The 22,399-nt window shown below is 53.1% G+C and carries 23 protein-coding genes; 8 read left to right on the forward strand and 15 right to left on the reverse strand.

Translation table 11 applies throughout. From position 1 onward, the window contains the following. The first annotated feature begins 109 nt into the window (after positions 1-109). Complete coding sequence (locus tag CHM34_RS02770; protein ID WP_094263017.1) at positions 110-610, forward strand: hypothetical protein; 501 nt, start codon at positions 110-112, stop codon at positions 608-610. Between the two features lie 341 nt (positions 611-951). Beyond that, on the forward strand, positions 952-1,470 hold the full coding sequence (locus CHM34_RS02775; protein ID WP_094263018.1) for an acyl-CoA thioesterase: 519 nt from the start codon (positions 952-954) through the stop codon (positions 1,468-1,470). Positions 1,471-1,541: 71 nt separating this feature from the next. Here CHM34_RS02775 and CHM34_RS02780 read toward each other — a convergent pair whose 3' ends face one another. The 3 genes from CHM34_RS02780 to CHM34_RS02790 form a co-directional block, all read right to left on the reverse strand. Further along, positions 1,542-2,300 carry a YebC/PmpR family DNA-binding transcriptional regulator gene (locus CHM34_RS02780; RefSeq protein WP_094263105.1) on the reverse strand — a complete coding sequence of 253 codons (759 nt, stop codon included), beginning with the start codon at positions 2,298-2,300 and terminating at the stop codon, positions 1,542-1,544. Positions 2,301-2,473: 173 nt separating this feature from the next. Continuing rightward, complete coding sequence (locus tag CHM34_RS02785) at positions 2,474-3,421, reverse strand: phosphotransferase (protein WP_094263019.1); 948 nt, start codon at positions 3,419-3,421, stop codon at positions 2,474-2,476. A 33-nt stretch (positions 3,422-3,454) separates the two neighbouring features. Then, complete coding sequence (locus CHM34_RS02790) at positions 3,455-4,330, reverse strand: LysM peptidoglycan-binding domain-containing protein (RefSeq protein ID WP_169713551.1); 876 nt, start codon at positions 4,328-4,330, stop codon at positions 3,455-3,457. A gap of 304 nt (positions 4,331-4,634) precedes the next feature. Here CHM34_RS02790 and CHM34_RS02795 point away from each other — a divergent pair, with 304 nt between their 5' ends. The 4 genes from CHM34_RS02795 to gnd all read left to right on the forward strand — a co-directional run bounded on the left by CHM34_RS02795 (position 4,635) and on the right by gnd (position 8,879). Beyond that, positions 4,635-5,447 carry a GDSL-type esterase/lipase family protein gene (locus CHM34_RS02795; RefSeq protein ID WP_094263021.1) on the forward strand — a complete coding sequence of 271 codons (813 nt, stop codon included), beginning with the start codon at positions 4,635-4,637 and terminating at the stop codon, positions 5,445-5,447. Further along, positions 5,437-6,369, forward strand: coding sequence for an ABC transporter ATP-binding protein (locus CHM34_RS02800; RefSeq protein WP_094263022.1), 933 nt, complete (start codon positions 5,437-5,439; stop codon positions 6,367-6,369). The genes CHM34_RS02795 and CHM34_RS02800 overlap by 11 nt, the downstream gene beginning before the upstream one ends. Next, positions 6,362-7,354, forward strand: a complete 993-nt coding sequence (locus CHM34_RS02805) for an ABC transporter permease (protein WP_094263023.1) — start codon at positions 6,362-6,364, stop codon at positions 7,352-7,354. Before CHM34_RS02800 ends, CHM34_RS02805 begins: the two co-directional genes overlap by 8 nt. A gap of 115 nt (positions 7,355-7,469) precedes the next feature. Continuing rightward, the gene (gene gnd / locus CHM34_RS02810; protein WP_094263024.1) at positions 7,470-8,879 is read left to right on the forward strand and encodes an NADP-dependent phosphogluconate dehydrogenase; all 1,410 of its coding nucleotides are present in this window, start codon (positions 7,470-7,472) and stop codon (positions 8,877-8,879) included. 68 nt (positions 8,880-8,947) lie between these two features. Here gnd and ilvE read toward each other — a convergent pair whose 3' ends face one another. From ilvE to CHM34_RS02840, 6 genes are all read right to left on the reverse strand, one after another. Further along, positions 8,948-9,901: a branched-chain-amino-acid transaminase gene (ilvE, locus tag CHM34_RS02815; protein WP_094263106.1), complete on the reverse strand. Its 954-nt coding sequence runs from the start codon at positions 9,899-9,901 to the stop codon at positions 8,948-8,950. Positions 9,902-10,105: 204 nt separating this feature from the next. Continuing rightward, the gene (gene pheA / locus CHM34_RS02820; RefSeq protein ID WP_094263025.1) at positions 10,106-11,014 is read right to left on the reverse strand and encodes a prephenate dehydratase; all 909 of its coding nucleotides are present in this window, start codon (positions 11,012-11,014) and stop codon (positions 10,106-10,108) included. Positions 11,015-11,113: 99 nt separating this feature from the next. After that, the gene (gene thrB / locus CHM34_RS02825; RefSeq protein ID WP_169713552.1) at positions 11,114-12,055 is read right to left on the reverse strand and encodes a homoserine kinase; all 942 of its coding nucleotides are present in this window, start codon (positions 12,053-12,055) and stop codon (positions 11,114-11,116) included. Further along, positions 12,033-13,118, reverse strand: a complete 1,086-nt coding sequence (gene thrC / locus CHM34_RS02830; RefSeq protein ID WP_206093735.1) for a threonine synthase — start codon at positions 13,116-13,118, stop codon at positions 12,033-12,035. Before thrC ends, thrB begins: the two co-directional genes overlap by 23 nt. After that, positions 13,115-14,419 carry a homoserine dehydrogenase gene (locus CHM34_RS02835; protein WP_094263028.1) on the reverse strand — a complete coding sequence of 435 codons (1,305 nt, stop codon included), beginning with the start codon at positions 14,417-14,419 and terminating at the stop codon, positions 13,115-13,117. The genes thrC and CHM34_RS02835 overlap by 4 nt, the downstream gene beginning before the upstream one ends. A gap of 28 nt (positions 14,420-14,447) precedes the next feature. Next, entirely contained in the window at positions 14,448-14,897 is a 450-nt protein-coding gene (locus CHM34_RS02840; protein WP_094263029.1) for an ACT domain-containing protein, read from the reverse strand. A gap of 168 nt (positions 14,898-15,065) precedes the next feature. Between CHM34_RS02840 and CHM34_RS02845 the strand changes: the two genes are divergently transcribed. Then, positions 15,066-15,533: a low molecular weight protein-tyrosine-phosphatase gene (locus CHM34_RS02845; RefSeq protein WP_094263030.1), complete on the forward strand. Its 468-nt coding sequence runs from the start codon at positions 15,066-15,068 to the stop codon at positions 15,531-15,533. Next, the gene (locus CHM34_RS02850) at positions 15,533-16,426 is read left to right on the forward strand and encodes a fructosamine kinase family protein (RefSeq protein WP_094263031.1); all 894 of its coding nucleotides are present in this window, start codon (positions 15,533-15,535) and stop codon (positions 16,424-16,426) included. The genes CHM34_RS02845 and CHM34_RS02850 overlap by 1 nt, the downstream gene beginning before the upstream one ends. A gap of 131 nt (positions 16,427-16,557) precedes the next feature. On the opposite strand, the gene CHM34_RS02855 is transcribed toward CHM34_RS02850, so the two are convergent. The 6 genes from CHM34_RS02855 to CHM34_RS20095 all read right to left on the reverse strand — a co-directional run. Next, positions 16,558-17,181: a golvesin C-terminal-like domain-containing protein gene (locus tag CHM34_RS02855; protein WP_094263032.1), complete on the reverse strand. Its 624-nt coding sequence runs from the start codon at positions 17,179-17,181 to the stop codon at positions 16,558-16,560. A gap of 63 nt (positions 17,182-17,244) precedes the next feature. Continuing rightward, positions 17,245-18,900, reverse strand: a complete 1,656-nt coding sequence (ggt, locus tag CHM34_RS02860) for a gamma-glutamyltransferase (protein WP_094263033.1) — start codon at positions 18,898-18,900, stop codon at positions 17,245-17,247. Beyond that, positions 18,897-20,084, reverse strand: a complete 1,188-nt coding sequence (locus CHM34_RS02865; RefSeq protein WP_094263034.1) for a CapA family protein — start codon at positions 20,082-20,084, stop codon at positions 18,897-18,899. The genes ggt and CHM34_RS02865 overlap by 4 nt, the downstream gene beginning before the upstream one ends. Positions 20,085-20,098: 14 nt before the next feature. Continuing rightward, positions 20,099-20,548: a poly-gamma-glutamate biosynthesis protein PgsC gene (gene pgsC, locus CHM34_RS02870; protein ID WP_094263035.1), complete on the reverse strand. Its 450-nt coding sequence runs from the start codon at positions 20,546-20,548 to the stop codon at positions 20,099-20,101. Between the two features lie 21 nt (positions 20,549-20,569). Continuing rightward, on the reverse strand, positions 20,570-21,760 hold the full coding sequence (pgsB, locus tag CHM34_RS02875; protein ID WP_094263036.1) for a poly-gamma-glutamate synthase PgsB: 1,191 nt from the start codon (positions 21,758-21,760) through the stop codon (positions 20,570-20,572). A gap of 497 nt (positions 21,761-22,257) precedes the next feature. Then, on the reverse strand, positions 22,258-22,399 hold a 142-nt coding region (locus tag CHM34_RS20095), incomplete at its 5' end, for a zinc ribbon domain-containing protein (protein ID WP_141201615.1).

Below are 22,399 nucleotides of genomic sequence, written 5' to 3' on the forward strand. Positions count from 1 at the left end.
TCTACAGCCTTAAAAACGAGTCTTCGATCGCTTCTCCCATGTATGGAGGGATTCAAATCACAGCAAAATAACGGAAGGAACGATACCCATCAGCTAAGGGGTGAACGCCATGAAAAACCGTCCTCCCGCTTCCACGCCCTTCCTTCTCATCGCTCTCCTCTGCTTCCTTTTCACCGGATGCGGAAACGAAAACCTGTCCGGTGCCGAAGAAGCGGCCGTTCAATTTTATAAATCCGTTTGGGTCGAAGGGAACAAGGATCAAGCCCAACGAATGATGATGCAACCCAATCGGACCGATGAGTTGGATGCCCGGATGGAAGACCTCCGTCTGGAGCGAACGTCCAACCCCGCTCTTCAAAAAAACCCCTCGATTCTGGTCGTCGAGTCGCCGACCGATCCACAAGTGGGCGATAAAAAGATTCTGATCCACCGTCCCGCAGACAAAAAGGATTATAAAATCTGGATGCGAAAAGAAGGATGGAACTGGAAAGTAATCAAATTCCAAGGAAACTATGATCCCCATTCTGGGGGTTACATCAGCAATGACGCCTATCAACGCCTGGTCCATGAATTTCCGGGTCTTCGGTGGAAACGGGTAAACCGCCCTTGAGCCCGGCGCATGTCTGATCATGAGCTCCCCTGAATAATAGCGAGACCTGTAAAGATATAAGATCTGTCCGCTCCGAAACGATCCGCTCGGCGCGGACAAAACTCGCTATCAGCTTCAACCGTTTTGCCTGTTTTCCTCGAATAAAAACGATATACTTATCAACGGGATCATTTGCAGAAAGTGGTTGGCCTGCCGGTCGATTTGGAGGGGACGGACTTCACATCCTCGCTTTGCTTGACAAATGTTCTTTTTTACATTTGAATCTGTTGGGGATACCGTAAAAGGTAGAACAAAATTACAGTTGGATGAAAACCAAAAAAATAAAAGGAGGATCCTCAAGGATGGAACCCGTTCCCGCCCGACAATCCCGTACGACCAAAACAGCGCACGTACTTCCTCCGGATACCAACCATCACGGAACCATGTTCGGCGGCAAAGTGAGCGCCTATATTGATGAAGTCGCCGCCATTGCCGCCGCTCGTCACTCCAGACGTCCGGTGGTGACCGCTTCGATGGACTCCATCGATTTCCTTAATCCGATTCGTCTGGGAGACGCCGTCACCGTGGAAGGAGTGGTCTCCTGGTGCGGCCGATCGTCGATGGAAGTGTTCGTCAAGGTGACCTCGGAAAACCTGGCCACCGGTGAAAGGCAATTAACGACCACCTCCTTCCTGACCATGGTCGCTCTCGATGAGGAGGGAAAATCCGCCCCCGTTCCCCAGGTGATTCCGGAAACCGAGGAGGAGAAGTTTCTGCACGATGCCGCCCCTAATCGTCGGGAGGCACGGAAAAATCGAAAAAAACGGTTGGCCGCGCTTCAACGGGCCAACGACTACCTCCCCGAAAACCACAAATTGTAAAAAAAGATGAGCCCGTATTCTCGGGCTCATCTTTTTAAAAGATTCCTTTTTTCATAAGGATGGCCCCTGGGTCAGGATGAACGGTCGTAATTTTCCAATTCCCGGTCATCCATGTCGAAATTGGCATACACGTTTTGGACATCATCGTGATCTTCAAGGGATTCCATCAAAGCCAACATCTTCGGAACATCCTCACCGGTGAGATCGACCGTATTGGAAGGAAGCATCGTCACTTCCGCCGTGGAAAATCGAAAGCCCCGTTCTTCCAAAGCATTTTTTACATCCTCAAAGGTATCCGGTGATGTAAGAACCTCAAAAGATTCATCCAGGGCTTCAAAATCCTCCGCTCCGGCTTCCAATGCCTCCATCATCACATCGTCTTCCTCGAACTTCGTCGAATGACGATCGATGCGCAACAGCCCTTTCCGCTCGAACATCCAGGCGACACAGCCCGCTTCGCCCAAATTGCCGTTCCGCTTATTGAAAATATGGCGGACATCCGCAGCAGTCCGGTTACGGTTATCCGTAAGGGCTTCAATCATGACAGCGGCTCCTCCCGGACCGTATCCCTCATAGGTGACTGATTCGTAGTGACTGCCCCCTTCTTCACCGGTCCCTTTCTTGATCGCCCGTTCAATGTTTTCGTTGGGCATGTTTTGGGAACGGGCTTTGGAAATGGCCAGGCGAAGCTTTTGATTGGTATCGGGATCACCGCCGTCACGGGCGGCCACGGTGATCTCCCGGGACAGCTTGGCGAAGATTTTCCCCCGCAGGGCATCTTGGCGCCCCTTTCGATGCTGGATGTTCTTCCATTTGGAATGACCCGCCATCTGCTGATCACCTCTTCCTTCGTGAAACACCAAAAGATCCACCTGCTCCATAATGGCAAGGCGGATCCTTTCCATGCTCCACAGATTTTTCATTACCTGCTCCTATACCGGAGAATTCGGAGCCGGACCCACTCTCATGAGATCATTTTCATGATACCATAAGCCCGGTGCTTTCACCAACAGTCGATCTCCCAGAGAAAGCGCCGCCATAAGGGGACCGTCCGGATGATCCTCCGAAGATGAGGCAACGTTTTTTCCTTGCGGTAACCCGGTTTTTTCCTGATCAATCCCGACAATTCCCGGTAGAATTCATTGGGGAAACCCAGTAGTACGGTCAGCAATCGTTTTTCCAGCGAGGATAGGGGTCGAATCGATTCATAAGTACCCACCACTTCCCGGAAGACCTGTAAATCCCAGTTGTGCTCACACATCCCCCGGGACAAAAGTTGCCACAGATCCCCCACCTGACCATCATAATCGGCAGTTTCAAAATCGATCAACCACGGACCACCGGTCCGATCCAGCAAAACATTGTGACTCGCCAGATCCCGATGGGTCAAAAAACGGCATCCTCTTTCCCAGCGAATCCATTCCTCCCAGGGAAGCTGATCCAGGCGGTTCCAGGCTTCCTCACCCAACCGGTAAAATCGGAAGCCATAACGGCGAAGCAAATGACCCGCCTCCCCCGGAATATCTCTTCGCTCTTTCCATAACTTGAAAAAATCGCGAAGCCGGGAATCGAGCCGGTCGGATAACAAAAAGGCGGCTTCGCGGCAGGCCGGCGTAAACAATCCCTTTCCGGCCCGGTGGAAATGAGCCAACAAACCGGCTGTACGGACAAGCTCCTCTTTCCTCCGGTAGCTGGCCGTCTGCCCGTTCACCCACTCAGTGAATATCCAGCGATATCCATCTGTTCGGAAAACCGGCATCCGCTGAAACCCCCGAATTCTTAATTCCCGATCCACCCGGCTCCACCAGAGGAGGTGTTCGGGACGACGGACCGGTTTTACGACCCAGTTCCCCCGCCGGGTGATGAGAAGCCGGCTTCGCTGCAGCGAAACCATTTCAGTAATCGATGCCCCTAAAGCCCGCTCCCACTGACCTTTCTCTCTGGGATCCATCCCCAACCTCCCTTCGAGCGGATGGTCCGGACGTTAATCCTCCGCCGAACTGCTTTCTTCATCTTCAAAAGCAGGCATCGGAGGTAAGGAGGAAGAAGGCGGTTTCGTTCCCTGGGAATCTCCCGGATCAGACACCGGAGAATTCGGCTCCGGCTGAATGTCCATGCCGTAGCCCCCTGGTATCGGCTGATTTACCGGTGATCCCGGCGAATAGAAACCTCCGCCGCCTGTCGGCTGTTCCGCACTTCCCGGGTCGTATCCATCAGACCCGCAAGGACCACAGGGGTTGGAAAAACCTCCCGGAGCCGGCATCATCGGAAAGAAGGCTCCTCCGTATCCAGGCATCATCGGCATAAAAGCCTCATATCCGGGTATCATGGGCATTCCCGGCATTCCGGGCGGATACATCTCCGACGGAGGGATTCCCCCTGGAGGTCCAGGGGCATATCCGGGCATCGGGGGCATCGGCATCCCGGGTCCATATTCCGGGCCTTGGAACATCGGCGGCATCGGAGTCTCCGGATATTGGGGAACTCCGGGCATCGGGGACATTGGAGTCTCAGGATATCGGGGAGCTTCAGGCATCGGCGGCATCATCGGAGAATAAGGATCCGGCCACTCCCTGTCTTCCTGGCTCGACTCCCGGGAGAGATCTTCTTCGAACGGACCTGGATCAGATATTCCCTCCATTTGCGGCGAATCCGGTGACTCCCCCATTGCAAAAGCCTCTTCCTGCTTCGTTTCAGACACCTTGACCTTCCCCGTGGGAATACGCACCTTTAATCCGTCTTTCATACATTCGGCATCCTCGATGTGAGGATTCGCATCCATCAGTTTCTGTAAAGAGATATCATAGCGCTGGGCGATTTTCCATAGCGTATCCCCCGACTGCACCACGTGAAGTTTCAATCTCATTCCCTCCCTCAAAAAGCCATACGTTTTATGTATATGCGCCCATCACCCATTTGCCCACCTTGGATATGGAAAAGATGATGAAGAAATCCGGTTGACGAAGGAGAGGGCAAACAGTATGGTAAGCATGAGAATGGGCGTTTCGACATGATGATCCGAAACGGTCCACTTTATAAGCCTTTCACTCCTCTCGCAACCGCCTCTTCCCGGAGACATTACCAATAACACGGCTCCGACCAACCTACAGTGTTTTCAGACAATCTTGATCCTGTTTCGACTTTTTCCAGTAAAGGAGACTGCCATGAAAATCAAAGGAAGACTGATTTGGATCACCTTCAGTTTTCTCGCTGTCGCCTCTCTGATCATCCTAGCCATCGGATTCGGACTCGCCGTGACAGAAGTGACAGGACCTTCCACCCCATCTCCGGATTCCCGGAACCCGTCGGATACGGATGAAACCCGGGGGATGGAGAAGGATCTGCTCCTCGGTTTGGGAGACTCCTTGACCCGGGGAACCGGGGATACAAACGGACAAGGATACTTCGAGCGGGTTCACCAGTCCCTGCGGGAAAAAAATCGTGGGATCAGCGCCGTCAACCTCGGGATTAAGGGCCAAACCTCCGAAGACCTGACAAAACAAATCCAACAGGACCGGGTCCAAAGACTTTTGAAAGAATCCCGCTGGATCACCGTTACCATCGGGGGCAACGATCTTTTCCGCGGCAGTGGATCACTGGAAAAGATCGATCTTGAAAAAGCGGAAAACACTCGCCAAGCCTATGAAAAAAATTTGCAGTCCATCTTATCCGACATCCGCGAACAAAACCCCGATGCCCCTGTTTTCCTGTTCGGATTGTACAATCCCTTCGGTCATTTGGAGGACAGTGAAAAAACCTCGGCTTTGGTCACGGAGTGGAACCAAACCATCCGGGCGGTGTCTCAGGAATATACCAAAGTCGTTGTCGTTCCCATAGACGACATCTTCCAGCTGAATCCGGAAAAATATTTGTACAGCGATCATTTTCATCCGAATGAAAAAGGCTATGCATTCATGTCTCAACGGTTGATGCAAGCGATGCAAGTGGACGGGGAGGGATCCGTCAATGGCGGGTAAAGAAAAATATCCGGTATTGTCCGTGGAAGATTTGAGCAAACAGATCGGTAAAAGGGAAATCGTTCGAGATATCCGGTTCGAAGTGGGACAAGGGGAGATTTTCGGCTTTCTCGGGCCCAACGGAGCGGGTAAGACAACCACCATCCGCATGCTGGTCGGTCTCATCCGCCCCACCCGAGGAAAGGTGAACATTGCCGGATACGATTTGAAACGGGATTACCTGAAGGCCATCCGCAACGTCGGCTGTATCGTGGAAAATCCGGAAATGTACCCGTTCCTGACCGGGCGGGAAAATCTGGAGATGTTCGCCCGCATGGAAGGAAAAGTGTCCCCGAAACGAATCAAAGAAGTGGTGGAACTGGTGGAAATGGACCAGCGCATCGATGATGCGGTTAAAACATATTCCCTGGGAATGCGGCAACGCCTCGGCATCGCTCAGGCTCTGCTGGGAGAACCCCAACTGTTGATTCTGGACGAGCCCACTAATGGCTTGGACCCCGCCGGCATCCGGGAAATGCGCCAGTTTATCCAACGACTGGCCCGGGAAAAGGGAATCAGTATCTTCATCTCCAGCCATATCCTGCATGAAGTGCAACGGATCTGCGACCGGGTCGCCATTATCAACCGGGGAACCGTTATCCGGACAGGCCCCGTCAGTCGGCTGTTGGAGGGAGACTCTCCGGTTCAATGGCGGTTGGATCCTCCGGATCAGGGGATGGATATTTTGCAGTCTCTTTCCGGGGTTACCACCGTCGAGCGATCCACGGAACACGATATCCTCACACATATGCCGGAGGAAAAAATCAGCGAAGCCAACCAACGTCTGCTGGAAGCCGGAGTGCGCGTCACGGCCATCCGTCAACAACATCCAACTCTGGAGGATATCTTTCTCCAGATGACGGAGGAGGATCCGATTGCATAACTGGGTCAGTCTGATCTATAACGAACTGTTAAAAATGATTAAGAAAAAGCGTGTCCGGGTAATTCTCCTGATCGTTGTCGCCTTGATTCCCATTTTTACCTATGCCCAATACCGGACCGTTCAGACCACGATCGAACAGCTGGGAACATCGGATTGGCGAACCGTGTTGCAACAGCAGATCATCGACAGTCAAAACCGGCTCTCTTCCAGCCGGTTGCCGGATGAATGGAGAGAGTCTCTCAAGTTGAATATCCAACAACAGCAATACTACCTGGATCACGACATCAATCCCGCCGCACCGGGAGCTCCCACCTTCGCCCGGGAATTTGTCGAAGAATCGGTCTCTCTATTCCTTCCGCTTTTAGTGGTCGTCGTTGCTTCGGATATCGTCTCCTCCGAGCATGCCGGAGGAACGATCAAACTGCTTCTTACCCGTCCGGTGCGACGATGGCGAATCCTTCTGAGTAAATACCTGGCTCTGATTCTGCTCGTCTCCTTTATCGTGACCGCCACTGCCGTATTGGCCATTTTGATTTCCGGCGTCATCTTCGGTTACTCCGGTTGGAATATGCCCGTTCTCACCGGTTTTTCACAACAGAACGGAGAGCTAGTCACGGACCATGTTCATCTCATCCCGCAGTGGAAATATCTTCTGATGGGATACGGATTGGCCTGGTTCGCCTGTGCCGCTGTAGCCACCCTCTCCTTCATGGTATCCGTACTGGTGCGAAGTACCGCCGCCAGCATGGGGGTGATGTTGGCGGCCTTGATCTCGGGTAACCTGCTCACCCAGTTGGCTCCGACCTGGACTGCGCTCAAGTATCTGGCATTTACCAACCTCCGTCTGACGGATTACCTCTCCGGGTCGTCGACCATGATCGAAGGGATGACTCTCCCCTTCTCCCTGGCGGTATTAACCGTCTGGTCCTTGGCGGCCTTGGCAGTCGCTTTCACGGTATTTACCCGGAACGACGTATTGGCTTGAGCTGAGCCGACCGAAAAGGAGATTGACCGCAGCCAAAACGGGGAATATACTGAGGAACTATCGTCTATTATCGATCAACCATTACCACCAAGGATGCAGAAAGGAAGGAACTTTTATGTCCAAACAACAGATCGGCGTTATCGGACTGGCCGTCATGGGAAAGAATCTAGCCCTCAACATCGAGTCAAAAGGCTTTTCCATTTCCGTCTATAACCGCTCTGCGGAGAAAACGGAGCTATTCGTGAAAGAGGCGGAAGGAAAGAAGATTCTCGGCACTTACAGCCTTGAAGAGTTCGTTCAATCCCTGGAATCTCCCCGCAAAATCCTGTTAATGGTAAAGGCCGGCGAAGCGACCGATCAAACCATTCAACAACTGAAGCCTTATCTGGAACCGGGCGATATCCTGATCGACGGCGGCAACGCCTTTTTCGAGGATACGATCCGGCGGACAAGGGAGCTGGAGGCGGAGGGTTTCCGCTTCATCGGAACCGGTGTCTCCGGTGGGGAAGAGGGAGCTTTGAAAGGCCCTTCGATCATGCCCGGCGGCCAAAAAAGCGCCTTTGAGGCAGTGGAACCGATTTTGACTGCCATCGCCGCCAAAGTGGACGGGGATCCTTGTACCACTTACATCGGACCTGACGGAGCGGGCCATTATGTGAAAATGGTGCACAACGGCATTGAATACGGCGATATGCAGCTCATTTGTGAGGCCTACCACCTGATGAAAGATGTCCTCGGCCTTTCCAATGAGGAACTGCATCAAGTCTTTTCCGAATGGAACCGGGGAGAGCTTGACAGCTACCTGATCGAAATCACGGCGGACATCTTCACCAAAATCGACCCGGAGACCGGCCAACACCTGGTGGATCTTATTCTGGATACCGCCGGCCAAAAAGGGACGGGGAAGTGGACCAGCCAGAGCGCTCTCAACTTGGGCGTACCCCTGTCCATTATCACCCAATCCGTCTTCTCCCGTTTCCTGTCTGCAATGAAAGAGGAGCGAAAACAAGCGGCCCGTCATCTTACCGGGCCCCAACCCGATATCTCCTCTGAAGAAAAGGCAAGGTGGATTGAAGCGATCCGCCAGGCCCTCTACGCCAGTAAAATCTGCTCTTATGCCCAGGGTTTCGCCCAAATGCGAGCCGCCTCGGAAGAGTACGGCTGGAACCTGGACTACGGCAGTATCGCCATGATTTTCCGCGGCGGCTGTATCATTCGGGCCCGCTTTCTGCAAAACATCAAGGAGGCCTACGACAAAAATCCGGCACTGACCAACCTTCTACTCGATCCTTCCTTCAAAAACGTGATGGAAAAGTACCAGAACGCCTGGCGGGAAGTGGTTGCTCTCGCCGTCAGCCGCGGAATCCCGGTTCCGGGTATGTCCGGCGCTCTCGCCTACTTCGACAGCTACCGCAACCCGCGCCTCCCGGCGAACCTCCTTCAGGCCCAGCGAGACTATTTCGGCGCCCACACCTACCAACGGGTGGACAAGGAAGGAACCTTCCACACCGAATGGTTGGAATAACGAATAGCTGTGTTTTTAAAAAAGAGAAAACGGCCCGCTGGTCAGACCAGCGAACCGTTTTCTCTTTCTCAATATACCGGTTCTGCTTTACTGGTGGAGGAGTGGGAAGGTTTTTCCGCTTCCAGCTCCATTTTTTTGCTCTCCGGGTACACTTGGACACCATCCACAGTGACCAGTTTCCGAAATTCTTTTCGGAGATGCCGGCTGATCGATCCCGGTTGACCGTTGCCGATAGGGCGACCATCCACTTCCACGACGGCGATCACTTCGGCGGCGGTGCCGGTGAGAAAACATTCGTCAGCGATATAGACATCATGACGGGTGAAGGGTTGCTCTTTCACTTCATACCCGAGGCGATCGCACAAATCCAGGATCGCCCGCCGGGTGATTCCGTCCAGAGCTCCGACATAGCCCGGCGGGGTATAGAGGATGCCCCCCTTGGCGATAAAGATATTATCACCGGAACCCTCCGCCACATAACCGTCGGAGTTGAGCATCAGCGCTTCACTGACTCCGGCCTGGTTAGCCTCGATTTTAACGAGGATATTGTTGAGATAATTGAGGGATTTGATCTTGGGATTGAGAGCGTCGGGAATGTTGCGGCGAGTCGGCACGGTGATGATCTTCAGTCCCTGATCATACAGCTTTTGCGGAAACATTTTCACTTGGTCGACGATGATAATCATTTGCGGGTCGGCACACTTGGCCGGATCCAAACAGAGCTCCCCCTTGCCCCGGGAGACAACCAGACGAATGTAGGCATTGTAAAGCCCGTTCTTCCGGACCGCCTCCACCACTGCTTCCTCCAATTCATCGATGGAGTGGGGAATGTTCAAGAGGATTGATTTCGCCGAGTCATAAAGACGCTCCAGATGCTCCCGCAACCGGAACACATTGCCCTCGTATACGCGAATCCCTTCGAAAACGCCATCACCGTAAAGAAATCCGTGATCGAACACAGAAACGGTGGCCTCCGCCTTCCGCCTGTATTCGCCATTCATGTACACCCAACGCTCTTCCATCACACACGCACCCCCGAAATCGTTATTGAAATAAGAAAAGCCTTCATTGCGCAGGTCGAAGCAAACGATCAGAACCTGCCGCATGAGGCTTTTTTCCCCACGGTGTACACCGAATCTGGTGTTGATACCACTCGGACCAGTCCAGTCTGAAAGGACTGCGGAACCCTAGGTATCCTCCTGATTGAAGTGTTCCCAATATTTAATTTAACGCTGATTATATGCCTCAGCTTCCCGGTTGTCAACCGGTTGGAAGACATTGATTTTGTCAAAAGTGTAACTGGGATAAGATCCGAACCGGCGGATTCGGCATTGCCACGCTTCCACCTCTTGAATCGCCTGTTTCATCGACGGATGCTCCAGCTTGGTTTCCGCATCGATAAAAAAATGGTAAGTTCCCAATCTCTTTTTGGTCGGTCTCGACTCGATCCGGGACAGATTGACTCCATGCCGGGCAAAGGATTGCAGAACCCGATACAACGCACCGGGAAAATCCGAAGGAAGAGAGACTAACAGACTGCTCTTCCAGGACGATCCCGGTTCACAGGAGATCTCTTTGCCAACAGCGATGAACCGAGTAAAGTTGTTGGGAACATCCTGAATCTCTCTCGCCACGATTTTCAGCCCGTACAATTCGCCGGCACTGCGCGTCCCGACAGCGACCCAGGCCTCACCGGGGTTTTCCTGTACTCGGAGAGCGGCATCAGCGGTGCTCTCCACATAAGATAGGGCGGCTCGGGGCAGGTGCTTCCGCAGGTACATCTGTGTCTGAGCCAAGGCCTGAGGATGAGACAAGATCCGGGTAAAGGAGTTTAAAGGCCGGCCGGCCTGGTCCGGGTGAATCATCAGGTACTGGGATATAGGATAGATCAATTCAGCGGTAATGGGCACCTCCACCTGGTGAATCAGCCAATCGAGGGTCAAATTGACAGAACCTTCGATCGCATTTTCTACAGGAACGACTCCGTACTCACATTCCCCACGGTCCACCGCCGTCAAAACATCGGGAATGGAGGAGTAAGGTGTCAATGCCTGGTCATGACCGGGGAAAAGCGCCCGTGCCGCTTCATGGGTAAACGTTCCAACGGGTCCTAAGTAGGCTACCGGCTCTTTCATCATTTCCTCCTTTGAAAAAGTACCGCTTGATCCAATCCATCCGGAAACCGTTTCCCGATCATACGGGACATCCCGTTTTCCGGTTTCAGCGATACCGATTTATAAATTTCCCAATAACGTACTACGGTCCGACTCGTTTGTCAATCCGACTACAGCCCCCCGATCGTATGGACGAAGGATAAAAATATCCGCGGGGACGGACAGGTTTTGAAAAACATCCTCCATGTATTCGGAGACCGATTCCGGATCCAGGGTAAAAGCGATTACAGTCGGACCGGCACCGCTGAGGGCCGCACCGAGAGCTCCGTGCCGGTAAGCACCTTCCAGCATCTCCTGCAATCCCGGGACCAGGGAAAGGCGGTACGGCTGATGAAACCGGTCATTCATCCCCACCCGGAGTGCTTCCCAGTTTCCCGTCAACAGAGCGGCTGTCAACAGGTTGGCCCGGCTGCTTCCCAAAACCGCCTCTCCGTGGGTCAAATGTTCCGGCAGCACATGACGCGCTTCCGAGGTCGCCAAGGAAACCAGGGGCACCGCCGCCACAATAGTCAACGGAGGGGTCTCTGCCTGCAACAGATGGGCGTGCCGCCCATCCCAAGAGGTGATGACAACCCCTCCGTACAGAGAGGCACCGACATTATCCGGATGTCCTTCGGTTCGGGTCGCCCGCTGTAATAACTCCTCTCTGCTCCAGGGATTTCCCAGCAGACGGTTGGCAGCGGTCCATCCCGCCACAATGGCGGCGGCACTGCTGCCCAGCCCCCGCATCAAGGGGATATCGCTTTCAGCTTCCAGGAGCAGGGGCGGCAACCTTCGCCCCTTTTCCCGAAAGGCTTCCCTCATCACCCGGAGAATCAGATTATTGTCATCGAGGTCCACCTGTTCCAGTACACCCCCCCGGGTTTTCATGCGCATCCGGTCCGAAGGGGAAATCCGCAGGCGCAAAAAACGGTCCACCGCCATTCCCAAAGAATCGAAACCCGAACCGAGATTGGCCGTACTTCCGGGAACAACGACTTCAAAGGGTTTCCAACGATCCATGGACGGTGCCCTCCCTGCTGTCAATGGCTTCCCGAACCGCTTCCCGGTCGCAGGGAAGCTTTTTCGGCTTGACTGTGACGGCATCCATCGCCGTAGACGGGTCTTTCAACCCATTGCCAGTGAGAACACAGACAACCCGTGCTCCATCCGGGAGCTCATTCGATTGCTTTTGCTTGAACACCCCGGCAACCGAGGCGGCGGAAGCGGGTTCGCAAAAAATCCCCTCCGACCGGGCTAATTCCCGGTAAGCCTGCAAAATCTCATCATCGGTTACGGTATCCATCCGACCACCGGATTCCACTGCGGCGGCCACCGCCGTTTTCCAACTGGCAGGGTTTCCGATGCGAATCGCTGTTGCCACCGTCTCCGGATGCTCCACAGGCTCTCCCCGAACGATCGGTGCCGCTCCATCCGCTTCAAATCCCCACATTTGCGGGAGGCGACTGCTGCGGGAAGTCTGGTGAAACTCGATGAACCCCTTCCAGTAGGCGGATATATTCCCGGCATTGCCGACGGGAATCGCCAGGATATCCGGAGCTTCCCCCAACTGTTCACACACCTCGAAGGCCGCTGTCTTTTGTCCCTGAATCCGGTAGGGGTTGACTGAGTTTACCAGGGTGAACCCCTGGTCATCCGCGATCTCCCGCACCATCTCCAGAGCTTGGTCAAAATTGCCCTCGATCACCAACACTTCGGCTCCGTACACGACGGCTTGAGAAAGCTTGCCCAAGGCGACGCGGTTATCCGGTACCACTACGACACAGCGCAAACCCAGACGGGCGGCATAGGCGGCGGCAGAGGCAGAAGTGTTGCCTGTGGAAGCACAAATCACCGCCCGACTGCCCTCTTCCGCCGCTTTGGCCACAGCCAACACCATCCCCCGATCTTTAAAGGATCCTGTCGGATTCCATCCCTCCATTTTCAGATATAGATCGATTCCCCAGCGATCGGATAAGACATCGGCACGAATCAGGGGAGTGTTTCCCTCGTGCAGAGTCAGTTGAGGTGTTCGTTGGGTCACTGGTAAAAAGGATCGGTAACGTGAAATGATTCCGGATTTCATGATGACAATCCCCCTTCTACACGGTAGTCGCTCTGGATACGAATAACCACATCCGACTCTTCCAGTTGCTCCCGAACCCGGGAAAGTTGATGCAGACTGGCGGTGTGAGTAATCAGGATAATCTCCGCTTCTTTCTCCCGGGAACGGGGAAGCTGCAACACTTTTTCCAGACTGACCTCCTCCTCGGCGAACATTTGTGTCAGCCGGGCCATCACCCCGGATTCGTCCGCCACATGGAGGCGCAGAAAATATTTGGCGAAAACTTCCCGGGGAGATTTCAGCTGTTTTTCCCGGTAAGGAGCGACCGTTCCCCGACCGTTGACTCCTAGGCGCATCTGTTTAATCACCGTGACCAGATCGGAAACGACAGCGGTTGCAGTGGGCATCTCCCCGGCTCCGGGTCCGTAAAACATCGTCTCCCCCACCGCTTCGCCGTAAACGGAAACGGCGTTATAGACACCCTCCACGGAAGCGAGGGGATGATCCCCGCTTAACAGGGCCGGCTGTACACTCACTTCGACCTTTCCATGATCCTGTTGGGCGATTCCCACTAGTTTCAGGATATATCCCATCTGCTCAGCAAACTGGACGTCCTCCGGAGTCACATCGGCGATCCCCCGAACCTTGACTTCCTCCAGGGAGAGTGGAATGCGAAAACCCAGGGTTCCCAGGATCGCCATTTTCCGGGCCGCATCCAGCCCGTCCACATCGGAAGCGGGGTCTGCCTCGGCGTAGCCCAGCGTTTGAGCCTGGTGCAAAACCTCGCCGAAAGGTGCTCCCCTCCGCTTCATCTCGGTTAAAATATAATTGGTTGTTCCATTGACAATTCCAATCATTTTGGTAATACGGTCCGAAGAAAATCCCTCCACTAAAGCCCGCAGGATGGGGATGCCCCCGGCTACGCTGGCTTCGTAAAAAACATCGCATCCCTTCTCAGCGGCGACAGAGAGCAATTCGGCTCCGTGAAGGGCCATCAGATCCTTATTGGCCGTCACCACATGTTTTCCCTGAAGCAACGCTTCTCGGATATATTCCCGGGCCGGCTCGATTCCCCCCATCACCTCCACGACGATATCAATCTCCCTGTTTTCCAGAAGATCCTCCGCCCGGTCGGTTAGCAGACCCTTCCCGAAGGGAACGGAACGCTTCTTCAACCGGTCCCGAACCAGAACTTTTTCGATGGCAATCCGTCGTCCTGTCTGATGGTATAAGTCCTCCTGATGATCCTCGATCAAGCGCACCACACCGGAACCGACGGTCCCCAGTCCCATCAGTCCCACTTTGACTGTATCCTCTCCCATTGTTCTCTCACACTCCTTTTACTTTCCACTACTCTCCCCGCGAAACCAAGGACGCTCCCTTTACACCGTCCAACTCCTGTAAGCCCTCCACCATCGTTGTCACATCCGTTACCAACTGGGCGGTATCCAAAGACATCGTGACACCGGCAACTCCCTGCAACGGGATCGTTTGATGGATCGTCAACACATTCCCTTTCTGCATGGCCAAATAAGATAAAATGCTGGATAATACCCCAGCGCGATGATCCAACGTCATCGCCACGGTCACGATTTTCTCTTTCATTAAGGCATTAAAAGGGTAGACCCCATCCTTGTATTTATAGAAGGAACTTCGGCTCATACCCACCGTTTCCACCGCCTCCTGAACCGTCGGCGCCTCGCCGGAGGTAAGCAGTGCTTTGGCTTCCACTGTTTTCTGAATCGCCTCCGGTAACATATCCGACCGAATCAGGTAATACGTCTCTTTTCGCCGACTCAAAAAACCGTCCCCCAATAGTAAACATTTGTTTTTGTATAACGGACATTATAGAAGGGACACTCCCCGATTGCAAGACCTTTTTTCTGCAAGCGGTTTCAAAAAGTTAGGGAAGTCGATTCGATTATGTTAGGATAAAAAGGTATCTGTCGCTAAAAGGAGGGCATCGATGTGATATCCGTCTTATTCGTCTGTCTGGGCAACATCTGCCGTTCCCCGATGGCGGAGGCGGTTTTACGTTACCAACTGCGCGAAGAGGGACTTGACTCATCTGTTCGAGTCGATTCGGCCGGTACGGGAGGTTGGCATTCCGGAGAACCGCCTCACCGGGGAACCCGAAAACTTCTCGCCCGTCGGGGCATTTCCGATGAGGGTATCTTCGCCCGCCAAGTGACACCTGAGGATTTAAATACCTTTGACTACGTGATCGTCATGGACGAGAACAATTACAGCGACGTCAAACAACTGGCCCGAAAAACGGAACAACCGCTCTATCGTCTGGTCGATTTTATCGACGATTCGGATTACGAAGGAGTCCCCGACCCTTACTACACCGGGGATTTCGACGAAACCTACAGACTGGTGGAAGCGGGATGCCAAGGGATTATCCGGGAGATCCGCCGGCGTGAAAACCTTTGATGTTGACGGAAAACCTGAGGCAATCCCTGGAGGCGGTTTTACAGGAAAAACAGCGCGACTTCAGTCCGCTGATGCAGGCCCAACCCGTATCCGGCGGAGATATCAGCGAAGCATATCGATTGGAAACAAAGGAGAACCGCTATTTCCTCAAAATGCGGAAAGATGCTCCCGCCGGTTTTTTCTCCGCCGAACGGGAAGGGTTATCCCAATTGAACGTCACCCCTTTGATCCGCATTCCGGAAGTGATCGGCCATTCCGACGGGAACGGAACCGGCTGGATCCTCCTCGAGTGGCTGGACACCCGACCCGGCGGAGAATCGGCCGATCCGGCCCATCAGCTGGGCCAGGGATTGGCCAAGATTCACCGTGAGTCCGCTTCTTCCTTCGGGTTGGAGTCGGACAACTTTATCGGCCTGTTAACACAAGCAAACCGGCCGATGAAACGCTGGGCGGACTTTTACCGAGAACGGCGCTTGCAGCCCCAAGTCGAATGCGCCTCTCGACTCAAACGCCTCCCCGCCTCCCGCGCCCGAGGATTGGAACGTCTGATGGAGCGGCTGGACCGCTGGATTGGGGACCCTACCATCCGACCCGGGCTTCTGCACGGAGATTTATGGGGCGGTAATTGGATGACCGGAACGGACGGGCGTCCTTGTCTGATCGACCCCGCCATCTACTATGGCCACCGGGAAGTGGACCTGGCTTTTTCCGAGCTCTTCGGCGGGTTTCCCACTGCCTTTTACGATGCTTACCAAGAGGCCTACCCCTTGGAACCGGGCTATGAGGAACGAAAGCCTCTTTATCAGCTCTACTATTTGCTGGTTCACCTCAATCTCTTCGGGGAGGCCTATGGACCCGCCGTCGACCGGGTTTGGAAACGGTATGCGGGCTAAAGAGACGGACACAATCTTTTGCCCGACCCACGATAAAGCCCCGGACTCTCAACGAGCCGGGGCTTTATCAGGTTATATGATCCATTCATGATGTTTTGGGTGAAGAAATCGTGTTTTGTCCACCGCGATTCTTATCGACTGTCAGTGGAAGGACTCTGTGTATCCGCCCGCTGACCGGGACGGTTATTATCCAGGATGATCTTGGTGGACCGGTTGTCCTTATCGATCACACGGACTGCATCGGCAATCACGAAGCCGTTCGCTCGATTGGACAGAATCACCCTTCCCGTTTCCCCTTTTTTATAGGAATACACTCCCAGGGAAACCCAGCGGCCACCACCGGTGCGCTGATCGATCATCTTCACCGTCTCTCCTCCGGTGTGATGAATGGTATAGGGAGCGTTGCTGGCACGATCAAAGGCCGAAGCATAATTGACAAACACCTCGTAACGACCCGTCTGTTTCACCTTAAACGACCAGGTAAAAGTCGCCGACCCGTTTCCCGGGGGATGGGCATAATAGTCCGATCCGAAATATCCCTGGGCATTGGTGGATAAAGCCCAACCACCCTGTTGCCGGTTCGGTCCTTTTTCCAAAGAAGGTCCTTTCGCCTCCTGGATCCAGCGCTCCCTGAATTCCTCGATCAACCGCATCTCCTGAGCGTCCAAAGTCTGCAAATGCCTGAAACCGATCATAGCAAACAAGACGCATCCCAGGAACAGGATCGGAAAAATGGTTTTTAAAAACCGCCTCAAGGTACTCCACCTTCTCTACTCACTGTTCTGTAACGGCTCTTTCCGGTTCCTCCTTCCCGGAAATCAATATTCCGCACTCCAGGTTCCGTCCCGCCTCGGATCGGCACCGCCTTCAAACCTCCCGGTCTTCAGGTCCATTTTTATCACCTGAATGCTTCCGAAATATAAAGGAGAAGAGGTAGCTGTCGCCGGATATCCGCGTCGACTCAATTCCGTGCGCACGGAGTCCGGGAACTCCTTCTCCATGGCCACGGTATTATCCTCGATCTTCACATAAGACCGCGGAGCTTTCAACGCCTCTTGGATCGGCATGCCGTATTTTAAATGCCGAATCAGCGTTTGGGAAACCATCGCCGGAATTCGTCGTCCACCGGCACTCCCGATCCCGATGACGGATTCCCCTTTTTTGACGAGTACAGACGGTGTGGTATAACTGTAGGGACGTTTCCCCGGTTCATACCGATTGGGGTATTTCTGAGTTAAGCTGAAATTTTTCAGTTGGTTATTGAGGAAAAAACCTTTGACATAGACCCCGGAACCGAAGAAGTGGCTGACCGTATTGGTCGCTGACACCATCATCCCGTTTTGATCCACCACCACAAAATGGGTCGTATTGTCATGATCCTCCTGGTCCGCCTGGGAATCCAGCTTCAACTTGAGATCCTGGGACAGTTTTTTTTTCGGAATATCCGCCGCCAACTCCTCAGCGTGGTCGACCGTGGTCATTCTTTGCTGAGGAACATCGACAAAGTCGGGATCTCCGATCTTTTGCAACCGGTCCCGATAGCTCCGCTTGTAGATCTCGCCGGTCAAGTGAACAAAGTCCGCTTTCAAATCTTTCGTTTTATCGATCTGAAGGGACTCGGCCATCTGTAACATCTGGATCAACATAATTCCGCCGGAAGGAGCGGGTGGGGCCAACACTTCATAACCCGCGAACGTACCCCGGACCGGCTTCTTTTTTTCCACCCGGTACCGGGCCAAATCCGCCATGGTGATAGAATCAACCTTTCCGGCGATCTCCCTTCCGATCGCCCCTTTATAAAAAACATCGGATCCCTGTTGCTGAATCTGTTCCATCGTCCGGGCCAGCTCTTCCTGCTTCAGGATCTCCCCTTCTTTTAACCCGACGCCATTCGGATAATAGTTGGGTAAGTCGGCGGTGGGCATCCGATAAGCCGCCCGTTCAATCCGCGATTCATCGATGGACGTGATGGGATGACCCTGACGGGCCAATTGGATGGATGGATCGATCAAATCCGCCATTTTCACCGATCCAAAATCATTGTGAGCCGTCTCCATGCCCAAAACAAAGCCGGGAATTCCGATTCCCTGAGTGGATCTCGCACCGCTGTACGGAGAAACTTCCCGATAATCGTAGATAACCGGTTCTTTTCCGTCAGCCGGGTAAACCAGCATGGTCCCTCCCCCGCCGATTCCGGATCCATGGGGTTCCACCACCCCCAAAGCGTAGGAAATGGCGATCGCCGCATCGACGGCATTTCCGCCCCGGGCCAGAATATCCATCCCGATGTCGGTGGCAAGAGGGTGGGCCGAAGCGACACTATACCCCTGCTCTCCCCCTCCTTTTTCAAACAGACTGGTATCATACAATCGACGCTGGGAAGGATCCTTTCCGAACGCCTCGGACAGATAAAACCCTGTCATTCCCAATACCACGATCACCGACAGCAGGATATTGAGTGTTTTTGTCTTCACTCCTGACCACTCCCCCGCTGTTTCTTCTTCAGGACCTTGGGATCCCACTCATGAACCAGCTTCGGTCCTTCGCGTTTCCACTTTTGATTCCACGCCTCGCTACTCATTATATCGCTCGTCAGTTGCATATAGATCTTTTCCCGACGATACACATTCAGTTTTCCATCCAGGGGGCGCGGCTGTCCTTCTCGGATCAGCATCGGATGAATCTCCAGCCGGGCTTTGCCGTCCTTGGAAAGCTTGTATTGAAAAACCGCAGTTTCCCGGGTCCGTGACCAGCCTTGGTCGAAGATGAAATTCCCCGTGCTGTAGAGAATCACCGACCCCTTATAAAATTCGACGGGCTCCAATACATGGGGGTGATGACCCACTACGATGTCCGCTCCGGCATCCACTAACGCCTGGGCGAAAACCCGCTGTCGGGGATGAACATTATTGTCATATTCCACTCCCCAGTGAATATGGACAACGACCAGATCCGAATTTTTTGCGGCACTCTCCACCAGGGGAAGAGCGGTTTTCGGGGTTGCCGGCAAAACGCCGGGGGAACTCTGTTTCACGGAAAAACCTTTCGGATAGCGATCCGTCACCCCCAGGGTGGCCACATTCAAGCCATTCACCTCCTGGTAAGCAACCTGTTTAGCCTGATATCGATCCCGCCCGGCGCCCACCGTTTCCAAGCCGACTTCGTCAAAGGTTTTTTTCGTATCCGCCAAACCGGGTCCCCCGTAATCCATGGTATGATTATTAGCCAGATTGATAGAGGTGAAGCCCGCTTCTTTAAGCGCTTTGGCCGCCTCTTTTTCGGTATGGAGGCGAATCGATTTATCAAAGACAGGGTATTTCTCCGGAGGCTCCAAGAGGATCGGGTGTTCGAAGTTTCCCGTCACCAGATCGGACGAGCGCAAGAGAGGCTTTACCTTATCCAGAGGGTGTTCATAACCGTAACGATCTACGGCTTTTTTCACATGTCGGCCAAACATCATATCCCCGACGACACTCAAAGTCAAAAGATGATCTTCATCAGACGGTTGCGAGTTGGCCGTCGATCCGGGATTCAGAACGTTGATCAAAACGATGGCGGCCACACACAACAGGAAGGCCGCCGACGTATGGATTCCCGCCTTTTTTTTATGTCGTTTAATCCTTCGTAATAGCCTTTCTTTCCGGTTTAATCGCTCCATCCTGCCAACCCCGCTTAAAACAAATAATAGACGAACATGGTCAAAAAGGTAAGACCGCTCAAAATGAGGGTACTACCGACGGTGGGGAGCAACCCTTGCTTTTGAATCGTATTGGCAATCAGCCCGGGTACAATGATGCCGATTCCCCGAAACTCAAATATTTCAAACGGGACAAGGGGATAAAAATAATCGAACAACAATTTCAATACAATCCCCATTGTCAGCATCGCCGCGAATTTCCGGCGACCGTATAAAATCGTAAACCGGCCGATTACATGAGTCACAATTAAATACGTTAAAAAGCTGAGACCTAAAACCGTCAGGATAAAAACCGGCTGATCAAATACCAGCCCGAGATAACCGGGAACAACAAGCCCCGCCGGAACAATCCCCGTTTTCTCAGCGTATAAAAGACTGAACACAACTCCGACAACAAGGGAAATATATAAATCCGACCCAAACAATCCGGTTTCCTCCCAGTTTTTCTAGCTCACATTAGAAATCGGTTTATGTTTCATCTCTTCCAGCGCTTCACACAACGGCTCCGCGGCCCCGTGGATGTTTCCGACACCGTAAATCACCCGGTCGCTCAACAGCGGCGTCAGTTGTTCCATCACTTCCTCGGTGGATGCCTCTTCCAGGTTGAGCAAGGTTCTCGCTGAAATCTTTCTCTGTTCATGGGCTTCTATGATCGGTCGTGTAGACTCTCCGATCACAACCAAAGCCTCCATTTCAATCTGGGGCAACACGTCCTCCGCGAACTGTTCCGTCCGATCCACCCGATCGGGACGACAGTTCATGATGACAACGGGAAGCTGTTCCACGGGATACCCCAGCTCCGTAATCCGCTGCCATATATTCAGAGTGGAGGCCGCATCGTTGGCGGCAAATCCATTGGCAAAATAGGCCGGACGCTGTGGATCGCCGACAGGCAAAATGCTCATCGCTCCCGGATCCGGCGGGGCGTTCAGCATCCCCCGGAAAGCGGTTTCTTCATCGACTCCCGCCGCTTCGGCCACAGCCAAGGCTAAAGCGGCATTTTCCGGGAAAATCATCGTTTCGAATTGGCGCAGATAATCCTCCGAAATCCGGCTGGTATCACAGACGATAACCCGGGTTTTTCGCCGGCGGGCGATTTTTCGAAAATAAGGGACATAGGGACTCTCATTGACAATCAAATATCCCCGGTACGGAATCGTCGCCGTAAAAGCTTCGGCCACTTCGTCCAAGGTAGGGCCCATCACATCCATATGATCTTCCAGAACATTGACGATCACACCCACATTGGCCTTTAGCATCCGTTCCTGGAACACGATTTGGTAGTCCGGATTGACTGCCATACATTCACTGACCAGACAATCCGCCCCCATCCTGGAAGCCTTGGTGACTACATTCTTCTGTTCGCGGATATTGGGACCCTCCGGAAGCCGGATGATCGGCTCTTCTTCATCAGTATACCAATAGATCATGCGTGCCTGGGTTCCGGTGGTTTTCCCGACTGTGTGCATCCCCGCTTCAATCATGATCCCCGTAATCAAGCGGGTAACCGTCGATTTGCCGCGAATCCCGTTAACATTGATGCGTAAGGGGATCGATTGGATCACTTTTTGATGTTTTCGCCACTCCCAAATACCGAGGAGCAGCAGTCCGACCAACAGCAAAGGGATGAGAAGCATGGAAATACCCCACTCCTATTGATTAATCTTATGGAAAGAAATCATCTTTTGATCGTTGGTTTCTCGATCACCATTTTATCAGACGGATTCATCCCCTCTGTCCGGTCCATCGTCTTATCCTCCCTCTTAATACTTCGCAATCACCTTCGGTTTTCGTGACTGTTTCGACCAATCCGATTTAAAATGTGATATTTTCATTAGCCGAATAGGACTTAAGACCTACGTCCCGATTCAACAAATCACTCGTTACAATTAAAGCATCTCAATATTAATCCTTTGTTAAGTAGAAAGATGGGAACTGGCAAAAAGGGAGAAAAATCGACCCCTAATTTCAAAAAAACCACCCTTCTTGCTTGTGAAGAAAGGCGGCAATCCACTTCATCCATTCCTATGACTTTCTTGTGAACCTCTCGCCATTGAAAGGGCGAGCTTCTCGTTTCATCGAGCCGACTCCTGCCGCACTCTCCACGAAGGCCAGTTCCTGGCCTGATTGAGTTTTAAGAGGCTTTTTGTCTTGCGAGTTGCAGAATGTTGATGGCCGCATTGACATCCCGATCCTGTTCATAGCCACAAAAAGGGCAACGATGGACCCGTTCGGCCAATGTTTTTTTGACGATTTCACCACAGCTGGCGCATCGT

It is taken from the genome of Paludifilum halophilum, assembly GCF_002245355.1.
GTDB classification, from domain to species: Bacteria; Bacillota; Bacilli; order Thermoactinomycetales; family DSM-45169; genus Paludifilum; species Paludifilum halophilum.